This is a genomic window from Embleya sp. NPDC020886 (assembly GCF_044333915.1).
Lineage (GTDB): Bacteria > Actinomycetota > Actinomycetes > Streptomycetales > Streptomycetaceae > Embleya.
On the sequence record NZ_JBIRRX010000001.1, the window covers coordinates 1,363,800 to 1,376,670 of the forward strand.

Consider the following 12,871-nt stretch of genomic DNA (forward strand, 5'->3'; position numbering starts at 1 on the left):
TCCGTGCCGGCTGGAACGCTCTACCGCGGCCGGGAAGGCATGTGGTCCTGGGTGGCTCATCGAGTCACCGGCGTCCTCATCTTCTTCTTCCTGTTCGCGCACGTCCTCGACACCGCACTCGTTCGTGTATCGCCCGAGGCGTACGACGAGACGATCGAGATCTATAAGAACCCGTTCGTCAACCTGCTCGAGTACGGGCTCGTCGCGGCCATCCTGTTCCACGCGCTCAATGGTCTGCGGATCATCGCGGTGGACTTCTGGGAGAAGGGCCCGCGCTACCAGAAGCAGATGCTCTGGACTGTCGTCGGCGTCTGGGTCGTGCTGATGGCCGGGAGTGCCTACCCGATCCTGCAGCACTCGATCAAGACCATCTTCGGGAGCTGAAGTGTCCGCCACCATCGAAAACGCGCCCAAGATCCACGGCGGCGGCCCGGCGATCGAGTCTCCGCGCAGCAAGCGTTCACCGCGTTCGACCAAGACCAACTTCGAGCTCTACGGCTGGCTGTTCATGCGGCTGTCCGGTGTGCTCCTGGTCGTCCTGGTGATCGGCCACCTGATCATTCAGCTCGTCCTGGACGGCGGTGTGACCAAGATCGGATTCGCGTTCGTCGCGGGCCGCTGGGCGTCGCCGTTCTGGCAGTCGTGGGACCTCATCATGCTGTGGCTCGCCGAGCTGCACGGTGTCAACGGTCTGCGCACGATCATCAACGACTACGCGGAGCGGGACCAGACCCGGTTCTGGCTCAAGGCGCTGCTCTACACGTCCGCGCTGATCGTGCTTTTCCTGGGGACCTTGGTGATCTTCACCTTCGACCCGAACATCGGTAGCTGACCAGTACCCGAGGACTGAACGAGCATCATGCAGACCCACAAGTACGACACCGTCATCGTCGGCGCGGGCGGCGCCGGCATGCGCGCGGCCCTGGAGTCGAGCAAGCGCAGCCGTACCGCCGTACTGACCAAGCTGTATCCCACGCGTTCGCACACCGGCGCCGCCCAGGGCGGCATGTGTGCCGCCCTGGCGAACGTCGAGGAGGACAACTGGGAGTGGCACACGTTCGACACGGTCAAGGGTGGTGACTACCTCACCGACCAGGACGCCGCAGAGATCATGTGCAAGGAGGCGATCGACGCCGTCCTGGACCTGGAGAAGATGGGCCTCCCCTTCTCCCGGACCCCCGAGGGCCGGATCGACCAGCGCCGCTTCGGTGGACACACCCGCGACCACGGCAAGGCGGCGGTGCGCCGCTCCTGCTACGCGGCGGACCGCACCGGCCACATGATCCTGCAGACGCTGTTCCAGAACTGCGTCAAGCAGAACGTCGAGTTCTACAACGAGTTCTACGTGCTCGACCTGCTCCTGGCCGAGGACGAGGCGGGCAACAAGACCACCTCGGGCGTCGTCGCCTACGAGCTGGCCACCGGCGAGATCCACGTCTTCCAGGCCAAGTCGGTGATCTTCGCGACCGGTGGCTTCGGCAAGGTCTTCAAGACCACCTCCAACGCGCACACCCTCACCGGCGACGGCATGGGCATCGCGTGGCGCCGGGGACTGCCGCTGGAGGACATGGAGTTCTACCAGTTCCACCCCACCGGTCTCGCGGGCCTGGGCATCCTGCTCACCGAGGGTGCCCGCGGCGAGGGTGGCATCCTGCGCAACGCGGACGGCGAGCGCTTCATGGAGCGCTACGCGCCGACCATCAAGGACCTCGCGCCGCGTGACATCGTCGCGCGTTCGATGGTCCTGGAGGTGCTCGAAGGCCGCGGCGCGGGTCCCAACAAGGACTACGTCTACCTCGACCTGACCCACCTGCCGGCGGAGCAGATCGAGGAGAAGCTGCCCGACATCACCGAGTTCGCGCGCACCTACCTGGGCGTCGAGCCGACCACCGAGCTGGTCCCGGTGTACCCCACCGCGCACTACGCGATGGGCGGCATCCCGACCAACGTCGAGGCCGAGGTGCTCTCCGACAACACCACGGTGGTGCCCGGCCTGTACGCGGCCGGCGAGGTCGCCTGCGTGTCCGTGCACGGCTCCAACCGGCTGGGCACCAACTCGCTGCTCGACATCAACGTGTTCGGTCGGCGGGCCGGCATCGCCGCCGCCGAGTACGCCACGTCGCACGACTTCGTCGAGCTGCCCGAGGCCCCCGAGGCCACGGTGGTCGAGCTGATCGAGCGGCTGCGCGACAGCGCGGGCACCGAGCGGGTCGGCGCGATCCGTGCCGAGATGCAGGAGACGATGGACGCCAACGCCGGCGTCTACCGCACCGAGGAGACGCTCAAGCAGGCGCTCTCCGACATCAAGGGCCTGCAGAAGCGCTACCTGGACGTCTCCATCCAGGACAAGGGCAAGCGGTACAACACCGACCTGCTCGAGGCGATCGAGCTGGGCTTCCTGCTCGACCTCGCCGAGGTCCTGGTCGTGGGCGCGCAGAACCGCAAGGAGTCCCGCGGCGGGCACGCCCGCGAGGACTACCAGGCGCGCGACGACGAGAACTACATGAAGCACACGATGGCGTACCGCGAGGTCGACGCGAAGGGCGAGCACTCGATCCGCCTGGGCTACAAGCCGGTCGTGGTCACCCGCTACCAGCCGATGGAGCGTAAGTACTGATGACTGCCGTAGTGGAAGAGACCGCGCCCGGCAAGGGGCACGGAGCCACGGCCGCCGAGCGTGACCACACCCTGATCACGATCACGCTGCGGATTCGCCGGTTCAACCCGGAGACCGACGCGGAGCCGTACTGGCAGGACTTCAAGGTCGAGGCGGACCCGACCGAGCGCATCCTGACCGCGATGATGAAGATCAAGGCGGAGCAGGACGGCTCGCTGACCTTCCGGCGCTCCTGCGCGCACGGGATCTGCGGCTCGGACGCGATGCGGATCAACGGCCGCAACCGGCTGGCCTGCAAGACCCTGGTCAAGGACCTGGACATGGCCAAGCCGATCACGGTCGAGGCGATCAAGGGTCTGAAGCTGGAGAAGGACCTCGTCGTCGACATGGATCCGTTCATGCAGGCGTACAAGGACGTGATGCCGTTCCTGATCACGTCGGGCAACGAGCCGACGCGCGAGCGTCTGCAGTCGCCCGAGGACCGGGAGAGGTTCGACGACACCACCAAGTGCATCCTGTGCGCGGCGTGCACCACGTCGTGCCCGGTGTTCTGGAGCGACGGGCAGTACTTCGGCCCGGCCGCGATCGTCAACGCGCACCGGTTCATCTTCGACTCGCGGGACGAGGGCGCCGAGGAGCGCCTGGAGATCCTGAACGAGAAGGAGGGCGTGTGGCGTTGCCGGACGACCTTCAACTGCACCGAGGCGTGCCCGCGTGGCATCGAGGTCACCAAGGCGATCCAGGAGGTCAAGCGCGCGCTGATCTTCCGCCGCGTGTGATCGATTGACGCGAGGAGGGCCCGGGACCGTGTGGTCCCGGGCCCTCGTGCGTTTCCGGCCGGCGCGTTTCGGCTAGCGCGCTTCGGCCGCGCGTACCCGGTCGCCGTGGCGCAGGGTCGCGGCACGCAGCGCGATCTCGGCGTCGACGCCCCGGCGGGCGGCCAGTTCGGTGACGGCGAGCAGCAGGTCGCCGATCGCCTCGGGGCCGGTGTAGGCGTCGTCCGCGAAGGCCGTCGGCAGTTCGGGCGTGGGCACGGTCAGGCCCGCTTTGCGGGTCCGGGACAGGTACTTCGCCGCGAGCGCGAGCGCGGGTTGGCTCGCCGCCACGCCGTCCAGCGCCGAGTCCCGGTCGCTCTTCTCCGCCGCCTTGAGCGCGTCCCAGTTGGCCTCGACCGCCTCCGGCGTATCCGCCTCGACATCGGCGAACACGTGCGGGTGGCGGCTGATCAGCTTGTCCACGATGCCGCCGGCCACGTCGTCGATCGAGAACGGGTCGGCCTCGTCCTCCTCGGCCACCCGGGCGTGGAAGAACACCTGCATCAGCACGTCGCCGAGTTCCTCGCGCAGGTGCTCACGATCCCCCGAGTCGATCGCGTCGACCAGTTCGTAGGTCTCCTCGACCAGGTACCGGGCGAGCGACTCGTGGGTCTGCTCGGCGTCCCACGGGCAACCGCCGGGCGAGCGCAGCCGGTCCATCACCGCGACCAGGTCGAGCAGCCGCGCGCCCGGCAGGTCCCACGCGCCGGGCAGCAGTTCGATCTCCGGGATCGGCTCGGTGTCCTGATCGCCCGCCGCGACCCGGGCCAGTGCCGGGCCCAGGCCCGGGTCGTCGTCGGTGGCCGCGAGCCACACCACCAAGCCGGTCCGGGCCCGCTCCAGCAACCGGCGGGCGAGCGCGCCCGGGCCGGTGTCGAGGTCGACAATCTCGACCTCGACACCGGCCTCGCGCAGATACGGCAGTTGCGGGTGGTCGGCGTCCGCGGTCAGCACACACCCGGTCGGGGTGCCGGCCGCCTCGCGCAGCGTGTGCCACGCGGGCCAGCTCAGCAGACCGGGGGCGACCCGATGGGTCCCGGCGAGCAGGACGAGACGGGCGGGCGGCGCGGAAGCAGGCGAGTCACTCACCCGGCCAGCCTACGGTCCGACTCAGGTGCCGCTCTCCGCGCCGGGCGGGACCTCCACCAGGCCCGCGCCCGCGGGCTGGGTGCCCGGGGCGAGCCACGAGTAGGCGGCGGGCGTGGTGGTCAGCTTCGCCGAGTTCCAGGAGCCGTACCTGGGGTTCACGGTGATCTTCATCGAGCTCGCCACGTCGCTCAGGTAGGCGTTCAGTTGCTCTTGGCCCTCGGCCGTGCCGAGGGTGATGCCGCGGGCCTTGGCGATCTCGGACTTGAGCGCCTCGGTCCGGATGAAGTCGTCGACCTCGCCGGGCAGCACGCCGGTCTGGAGCAGCCGGACCTGGAGTGCCTCCGGGCTGCCGAGCCGCTTCTCCAGGCTGCGACGGGCCTGGAGCACCTGGGTCGCGTTCACCGTGCTGTGGTTGCGCCGGGCCGCCTCGTCGACCACGCGGCGCTGGATGAGCTGCACCAACTCGGCCTGGTTGGCCTCCAGTTGGGCGTTCGCGCCGGCCAGCGGCAGGTTCTGCCGGGAGAACGCCTGCTCCAGCTTGTCGACCTTGGCGTTCAGGGTGGAGATCTCGATCCGGTCCTTGCCGACCACGGCGGCGGCACCGGCCTTGGACTCCGAGCAGCCGGCGAGCGCGAATCCGGTGACCAGCACCAGGCCCACCGCGGCCACCCGGGCCCGGGACGCGGATCGCCGCCGGCGGCGCGCGGAATCGACAGGGACTGAACGCGACGTGCGACTCACACGAACTCCCGGGGCTCGATGGCGCTGTACGGCGGTACGACTGTCGGCCACGGCAGGCGTGCGACCCATGACCAACGATCAAAGATACGGGTGGGCACGCCCGAAGTCCGCACATTCGCCAAGATCATCCGGGCCGGCCGGCGACTCGCGGCAGGTCCCGGGCGGCCGACCGCACCGCCCGGGAGCTGCCGCTACTTCGTCGCCGCGGCGATCGGCTCCAGCAGGATCGCGTCCACCAGGTCGCGCGCCCAGGCCAACAACGCGACGTCGCGCAGCGGCCGGCCGCCGATCCGGGCGGTCATCGGCTTGGGCACCAGGATCTGCCGAGTGGGCGCCTTGACCAGGGTCTTCGGGTAGAGCCGCTGGAGCCGCAGTTGTTGCGACTCGCGCAGGTCGACCGGTCCGAACCGGACGAAGTTGCCCTGGAGGGTGACGTCGGCCAGGCCCGCCCCGCGCACGTGCGCCCGGAACCGGGCCACTTCCAGCAGGTTCTCCACCGGCTGCGGCAAGGGTCCGTAGCGGTCCACCAGTTCGGCCCGCACCGCGTCGATGTCCGACTCGCAGGTGATCGCCGCGATCCGCCGATACGCCTCCAGGCGCAGCCGTTCGCCGGGCACGTAGTCGTGCGGGACGTGCGCGTCGATGGGCAGTTCGACCCGGATCTCCGAGATCTCCTCACCGGCCTCGCCGCCCGCCGCGAGTTCCTTGTACTGGTTGACCGCCTCGCCCACCATGCGCACGTAGAGGTCGAACCCGACGCCCGCGATGTGCCCGGACTGCTCGCCGCCGAGCAGGTTGCCCGCGCCGCGGATCTCCAGGTCCTTCATCGCCACGAACATGCCCGCGCCCATCTCGGTGTGCTGGGCGATGGTGGCGAGCCGCTCGTGCGCGGTCTCGGTCAGCGGCTTCTCCGGCGGGTACAGGAAGTACGCGTACGCGCGTTCGCGGCCGCGGCCGACCCGACCGCGGAGCTGGTGGAGCTGGGACAGGCCGAAGTTGTCGGCCCGCTCGACGATCAGCGTGTTCGCGTTGGAGATGTCGATGCCGGATTCGACGATCGTGGTGCAGACCAGGACGTCGAACTCCTTCTCCCAGAAGTCCACGACCACCTGTTCGAGCGCGTTCTCGTGCATCTGGCCGTGGGCGATCGCCACCCGGGCCTCGGGCACCAGTTCGCGGATCTTGGCGGCCGTGCGATCGATCGACTCGACCCGGTTGTGGATGTAGAAGACCTGGCCCTCGCGCAGCAGTTCGCGCCGGATCGCGGCGCCGATCTGCTTCTCCTCGTACGGGCCGACGAAGGTCAGCACCGGGTGCCGCTCCTCCGGCGGGGTGGTGATCGTGGACATCTCGCGGATGCCGGTGACCGCCATCTCCAGGGTGCGCGGGATCGGGGTCGCGGACATGGTCAGCACGTCCACGTTCGCGCGCAGCTTCTTGAGCTGCTCCTTGTGCTCGACGCCGAAGCGCTGTTCCTCGTCGACGATGACCAGGCCCAGGTCCTTGAACTTCGTCTCGGCCGAGAACAGTCGGTGGGTGCCGATCACGATGTCGATCGAGCCCTCGCGCAGGCCCTCCAGGACCGCCTTGGCCTCGGTCTCGGTCTGGAACCGGGACAACGACTTCACCACGACCGGGAACTGCGCGTAGCGCTCGGAGAAGGTGGAGAAGTGTTGCTGGACCAGCAGCGTGGTGGGCACCAGGACGGCCACCTGCTTGCCGTCCTGGACCGCCTTGAACGCCGCGCGCACGGCGATCTCGGTCTTGCCGTAGCCCACGTCGCCACAGATCAGCCGATCCATCGGGATCGCCTTCTCCATGTCGCCCTTGACCTCCTCGATCGAGGAGAGCTGGTCGGGCGTCTCGATGTAGGGGAATGCGTCCTCCAGCTCGCGCTGCCACGGGGTGTCCGGGCCGAACGCGTGTCCGGGCGCGGCCATCCGGGCGGAGTAGAGCTTGATCAGGTCGCCGGCGATCTCCTTGATCGCCTTCTTCGCCTTGGCCTTGGTCTTGGCCCAGTCGGCGCCGCCGAGCCGGTGCAGCGACGGGCTCTCGCCACCGACGTACTTGGTCACCTGTTCGAGTTGGTCGGTGGGTACGAACAGGCGGTCGCCCGGTTGGCCGCGCTTGGCGGGCGCGTACTCCAGGACCAGGTACTCGCGCTGCGCGCCCTGCACGGTGCGCTGGAGCATCTCGACGTAGCGGCCGACGCCGTGCGACTCGTGCACGACGAAGTCGCCGGGCTTGAGCTGGAGCGGGTCGACCATGTTGCGCCGTCGACTCGGCAGCCGGCGCATGTCCTTGGTGGAGGTGCGCTGGCCGGAGACGTCCTCCTCGGTGAGCACGAGGGTGCGCAGCGATTCGGAGCCGAAGCCGTGGCCGATACAGCCGGTGGTCACGTGTACGACGCCGGTGTCCGGCACCCGGTCCAGGTCGGCGTCCAGGCGGGCGGCCACGCCCTCGCCGGACAACGTCTCGACGAATCGGGCGGCCGGGCCGTGGCCCTCGGTGACCAGCACCACGCGCCAGTCCTCGGCGAGCCGGCCCTTGATCTCGGCCAGCACCCGCTGGGCGTCGCCGCGGTACGCCTCGACCTCGACCGCGCCGATCGCGGTGCCGGTGTCGTCGGCGTCCGCGCTGAACGGGCTGAGCGACCACCACGGCACGCCGATCTCGGCGGCGTGCTCGCGCACGTCGGCCAGGCTCCACAACGACGCGGCGCCCAGGTCGATCGGGCTCTCCCCGCCGCCCGCCGCCGCGGCCCAGGAGGCGTCCAGGAACTCGCGGCTGGTGGCCACCAGGTCCGCCGAGCGGGTACGTACCCGTTCCGGGTCGCAGACCAGCACGTGGCTCCCGGCCGGCAGCACGTCCAGGAGCAGCTCCATGTCGTCCACCAGGGCGGGCGCGAGCGACTCCATGCCCTCGACCGCGATGCCCTCGGCGATCCGGCCGAGCATCTCGACCAGCCCGGGGTGCTCCACGAGCAGCTCGCGGGCCCGTTCGCGGACCGGGTCGGTGAGCAGCAGCTCGCGGCAGGGCGGTGCCCACAGGCCGTGCTCGGCGGTCTCCAGGGAGCGCTGGTCGGCGACCTTGAACCAGCGGATCTCCTCGACCTGGTCGCCCCAGAACTCGACCCGGAGCGGGTGCTCCTCGGTCGGCGGGAAGACGTCCAGGATGCCGCCGCGCACCGCGAATTCGCCGCGCTTCTCCACCAGGTCGACCCGGGAGTAGGCGGCGGCCGCGAGTTGCTCGACGACGGTCTCCAGGGCGATGTCCTGCCCGGCGGTCAGCGCCACCGGCTCCAGGTCGCCGAGCCCCTTGACCTGGGGTTGCAGCACACTGCGAATCGGGGCGACGACGACCTTGAGGGTGCCGGTGCCGGCGTCGGCGAGGCCGCCGGAGGTCGGGTGCGCGAGTCTGCGCAGCACCGCGAGTCGGCGCCCGACGGTGTCCGAGCGCGGGGAGAGCCGCTCGTGCGGCAGCGTCTCCCACGAGGGGTATTCCACGACGGAGTCCTCGGGCAGCAGCGACCCGAGCGCGGCCACCAGGTCCTCGCACTCACGGGTGGTGGCGGTGACCGCGAGCACCGGGCGGTCCGCGCGGGCCGCGATGGCGGCCACCACGAACGGGCGCAGTGCCGGTGGTCCGACGAGGTCGAGGGCGGTACCGCGGCCCTCGGACGCGGCCCGCACCGCCTCGGCGACGGCGGGGTCCTGGACGACGATGTCTAGCAGACCGGTCAGACTCATGGGCCGGTTGGATCCTCCGCAACGCGAACGGCCCCGACCTTGGAAAAGGACCGGGGTTCCCCGTCAACCCTACGCCCGAAGGGGTCGGTGCCGCCCGCGATGACAACGTGTGACTGTGACCAGTACCGCCTACCTCTCCCCCTTGGCAATGCGACTGTTAGGGGGTCCAATGGCCTGCGAACAGGAATCTGACGGGTCGTCGGATTTTCGACGGGCCGTCGGGAGTCCGGGGCGGCGGCTGGAGCAGGGGAGACGACGGACACCATGAGCAGCGCGCAGCAAAAGCTCTACATCGGCGGCGAGTGGGTCGAGCCGGACCGCGGTCACTACGAGGTGATCAATCCGGCGACCGAGGAGGTCGTGGGCCTGGCGCCCGAGGCGTCCGTGGAACAGGCGAACGCGGCCGCCGCGGCGGCGGCCGAGGCGTTCGGCACCTGGTCGCGGACCACGCCCGAGGAGCGCGCGGGCATCCTGGACCGGGCCGCGGATCTGTTCCTGAAGATGGGCGCCGAGGTGGTCCCGCTGGCCGCCGCGGAGACCGGGGCGACCCTCGGGGTCGCGGGCATGATGCAGTTGGGCACCACGTACTCGCGCTTCAAGCGCTACGCCAAGGGCGCCCTGGAGCCGACCGAGACCCCGCTTCCCCCGCAGGCCGTCCCGGAGACCGCGCTGAGCAAGGCGGGCATCTTCGGTGCGCTGGAGGTGCGCCAGCCGGTCGGCGTGGTCACCTGCATCACCTCGTACAACAACCCGCTGGCCAACACCGCGGGCAAGGTCGCGCCGGCGCTGGCGATGGGCAACACGGTCGTGGTCAAGCCCGCGCCGCAGGACCCGCTGGCGGTCTACCGGATGGCCCAGGCGCTGGAGGAGGCCGGGCTGCCGCGCGGCGTGCTGAACATCATCACCGGCTCGGGGGTGGACGTCTCCGAGGCGACGGTGGCCTCGCCGTACGTGGACATGATCAGCTTCACCGGCTCGACGTTGATCGGCTCGCGCATCGCGGAGGTGGCGGGCCGCACCTTCAAGCGCCAGTTGATGGAGCTCGGCGGCAAGGGCGCGTGCATCGTGCTCGACGACGCGGACCTGGACGCGGCCGTGCACGGCATCGGCACGGTGTGGAGCTTCTACGCGGGCCAGATCTGCACCGCGCCGACCCGGGTGATCGCCCAGCGCGGCATCTACGACCGGCTGGTGGAGCGGCTGGCCGAGCACGCGAACGGCCTGAAGGTGGGCAGCCCGCTGGACCCGGCGACCCAGGTCACCCCGGTCATCTCGGCGGTGCAGCGCGGCCGGGTGGAGGCGCTGATCGCCAAGGGCCGCGAGGAGGGGGCACGCCTGGTGACCGGCGGCGAGCGGCCGGACCTGGCCAAGGGCTTCTTCGTCGCGCCCACGCTGTTCGCGGACGCGACCAACGAGATGACCATCGCGCGCGAGGAGTTCTTCGGCCCGGTGGTCACCGTGATCCCGTTCGACGGGGACGAGGAGGAGGCGATCCGGATCGCCAACGACTCGGACTACGGGCTGATCTCCTACGTGTTCGCGGGCGACACCACGCGTGCCTACACCATCGCGCGCCGGCTGCGCTCGGGCGGTGTCGGGGTGAACACCGTGGGTCGCAACATGGAGGCGCCGTTCGGCGGCTTCAAGCAGTCCGGCGTCGGCCGGGACGGCGGCTCGTACGGGTTGGCCGCCTACAGCGAGATCCAGAGCATCGTCTGGCCCAGCGCCTGACCTGCTCGCCACGACCGCGAACGGCCCCGGGATCCTTCCCCGGGGCCGTTCGCATGTTCGGGCCCGGGTCGCCTCGGGTTCGCCGGTTTTCCGCGTGCCGGTGCGATTGTCCCCCTAGCCTGAGGGGCGGTCCGCGGCGCTCGGCCGCGGGCTCGTCAGGGGGGATCACGCACGATGGCACAGCCGCAACGCCTGGTCCGGGCCTGGTCGGTGCGCGCGGGCGCCGCGCGTACGCAGGTGGAAGCCGGGGCGCGGGCGCGACGATGGTTGTGGTTTCGCGAGGCGTTCCCGGACATCGAGCGGCTGCGGGTGGTGGACCTGGGCGGCTCGGCCGAGTTCTGGTGGCACGCCCCGGTGCGGCCCGCGCACGTACGGGTGGTCGCGACCGCGGCCGAATCCACGGATTCGACCTCGTGGTTGGTCCACGAGGCGGCGGATCCGCTGGAGTGGTCCGGGAGTTGCGACCTGGTGGTGTGCGACGGGCTGCTCGACCGGTTGGCGCTGCCGACCGCGCGGGCAAGGTTGGCCGATGTCGTGCACGCCTCGGCGGAGCGCTACTGGCTGCGCGCCGCCGCCCGGGAGCACCCGATCGATCCGCAGACCTCGTTGCCCGCACTGCATCTGATGCCCGATCACCTGCGATCGCGGATCGCCGGAGCGGCGCCCCGGGTGTTCCCGGCCCGGCGCGGCGAGTTGGTTTCGCGCTTTCCGGGGGCGGTGGTGCGCGGCGAGCGGGTGGCCGGGCTGGTGTCGTCGTGGGTGGTGGCCAAACCACGTGCCGATCACGTGCCGGGCCACGCCTGACGTTGCATCACCAACCGCTCGGGGGTGGGCGGTTGCGCGAGGAGGGGGTTTCTCGGATGCGTGTTGTCATCGCCGGTCAGGGCTATGTGGGGCTGCCGCTGGCCGTGCGGGCCGCCCAGGTGGGCCACGAGGTGGTCGGTTACGACGTCGACGAGGGGCGGGTCAAGCGGCTGGCGGCGGGCGAGTCCTACGTCGAGGACATCCCGTCCGCGCACGTGCGGGCGATCCTGGACGCGGGCAGCTACCGCGCCACCACCGAGCCGCGCGATCTGGGCGGCTACGACATCGCGGTGATCACCGTGCCCACGCCGCTGCGCGAGGGCGTCCCGGACCTGAGCTACATCGAGGAGTGCGCCCGCACGCTGGCCCGCTATCTGCGGCCCGGCGCGTGTGTGGTGCTCGAATCGACGACCTATCCGGGCACCACCGAGGAATTGGTCGGCCCGATCCTGGAGGAGGGCTCCGGCCTGACCGCGGGCCGGGACTTCCACCTGGGCTACAGCCCGGAGCGGATCGACCCGGGCAACCCGACCTGGAACCTGGTCAACACGCCGAAGGTGGTCTCCGGGGTGGACGCCGCCTCGCTGGCGGTCGTGGAGGACTTCTACGGCTCGCTGATCGATCGTGTCGTGCCGGTCTCCTCGCCGAAGGAGGCCGAGTTGGTCAAGTTGATCGAGAACACCTTCCGGCACGTGAACATCGCGCTCGTCAACGAGGTCGCGATGTTCGCCCACGACCTGGGCATCGACGTGTGGGAGGCGATCGACGCCTGCTCGACCAAGCCGTTCGGCTTCCTGCGCTTCACGCCGGGGCCGGGGGTCGGCGGGCACTGCCTGCCGATCGACCCGTCGTACCTGTCCTGGCGGGTGCAGCGCGCGCTCGGTCAGAGCTTTCGTTTCGTCGAGTTGGCCAACGACGTCAACAACCACATGCCGGACTACGTGATCCGCCGGCTCACCGCCGCGTTCAACACCCGGCGCCGCTCGGTGAACGGCTCCCGGGTGTTGCTGGTGGGACTCGCCTACAAGAAGAACACCGGCGACGCCCGCGAATCGCCGTCCACGCACGTGGCCCGGTTGTTGCTGAACCTGGGCGCGGAGGTCACCGCCGCGGACCCGCACGTGGATCTCGCCCAGGTCGTGGACGCCCGGTTGCGGCGGGTGGAGTTGACCGCGGAGACGGTGGCCGCCGCGGACGCCGTGGTGCTGCTCGTCGATCACGACGACGTCGATCTGGATCTGTTGCGCGGCGCCGACTACGTGCTCGACTGCCGGCGGGTGCTCGGCGCGGGTCCCAACATCGAGGTTTTGTAGGGCCGTTCCGGC

The 12,871-nt window shown here is 70.2% G+C and carries 10 protein-coding genes; 7 read left to right on the top strand and 3 right to left on the bottom strand.

Annotated features, from left to right (window positions below):
- The first annotated feature begins 3 nt into the window (after positions 1–3).
- The 4 genes from sdhC to ACH4U8_RS05760 are packed head-to-tail and all read left to right on the top strand — an operon-like array spanning position 4 to position 3,396.
- Complete coding sequence (gene sdhC, locus ACH4U8_RS05745) at positions 4–384, top strand: succinate dehydrogenase, cytochrome b556 subunit (protein WP_360307991.1); 381 nt, start codon at positions 4–6, stop codon at positions 382–384.
- Between the two features lies 1 nt (position 385).
- Positions 386–832 carry a succinate dehydrogenase hydrophobic membrane anchor subunit gene (locus ACH4U8_RS05750; RefSeq protein WP_379990804.1) on the top strand — a complete coding sequence of 149 codons (447 nt, stop codon included), beginning with the start codon at positions 386–388 and terminating at the stop codon, positions 830–832.
- 27 nt (positions 833–859) lie between these two features.
- The gene (gene sdhA / locus ACH4U8_RS05755) at positions 860–2,617 is read left to right on the top strand and encodes a succinate dehydrogenase flavoprotein subunit (protein WP_360307988.1); all 1,758 of its coding nucleotides are present in this window, start codon (positions 860–862) and stop codon (positions 2,615–2,617) included.
- Positions 2,614–3,396, top strand: a complete 783-nt coding sequence (locus ACH4U8_RS05760; protein ID WP_026219069.1) for a succinate dehydrogenase iron-sulfur subunit — start codon at positions 2,614–2,616, stop codon at positions 3,394–3,396. The genes sdhA and ACH4U8_RS05760 overlap by 4 nt, the downstream gene beginning before the upstream one ends.
- Positions 3,397–3,468: 72 nt before the next feature.
- On the opposite strand, the gene ACH4U8_RS05765 is transcribed toward ACH4U8_RS05760, so the two are convergent.
- The 3 genes from ACH4U8_RS05765 to mfd form a co-directional block, all read right to left on the bottom strand.
- Complete coding sequence (locus tag ACH4U8_RS05765; RefSeq protein WP_395775901.1) at positions 3,469–4,521, bottom strand: MazG family protein; 1,053 nt, start codon at positions 4,519–4,521, stop codon at positions 3,469–3,471.
- A gap of 21 nt (positions 4,522–4,542) precedes the next feature.
- Positions 4,543–5,190, bottom strand: coding sequence for a SurA N-terminal domain-containing protein (locus tag ACH4U8_RS05770; protein ID WP_360307982.1), 648 nt, complete (start codon positions 5,188–5,190; stop codon positions 4,543–4,545).
- 263 nt (positions 5,191–5,453) lie between these two features.
- On the bottom strand, positions 5,454–9,011 hold the full coding sequence (mfd, locus tag ACH4U8_RS05775) for a transcription-repair coupling factor (RefSeq protein ID WP_379992173.1): 3,558 nt from the start codon (positions 9,009–9,011) through the stop codon (positions 5,454–5,456).
- Positions 9,012–9,275: 264 nt separating this feature from the next.
- Between mfd and ACH4U8_RS05780 the strand changes: the two genes are divergently transcribed.
- The 3 genes from ACH4U8_RS05780 (at position 9,276) to ACH4U8_RS05790 (ending at position 12,859) form a co-directional block, all read left to right on the top strand.
- On the top strand, positions 9,276–10,742 hold the full coding sequence (locus tag ACH4U8_RS05780; RefSeq protein ID WP_360307976.1) for an aldehyde dehydrogenase family protein: 1,467 nt from the start codon (positions 9,276–9,278) through the stop codon (positions 10,740–10,742).
- A 174-nt stretch (positions 10,743–10,916) separates the two neighbouring features.
- Positions 10,917–11,546: a hypothetical protein gene (locus ACH4U8_RS05785; RefSeq protein WP_395775902.1), complete on the top strand. Its 630-nt coding sequence runs from the start codon at positions 10,917–10,919 to the stop codon at positions 11,544–11,546.
- Positions 11,547–11,602: 56 nt separating this feature from the next.
- Complete coding sequence (locus ACH4U8_RS05790) at positions 11,603–12,859, top strand: nucleotide sugar dehydrogenase (protein WP_360307970.1); 1,257 nt, start codon at positions 11,603–11,605, stop codon at positions 12,857–12,859.
- The last annotated feature ends 12 nt before the right edge of the window (positions 12,860–12,871 follow it).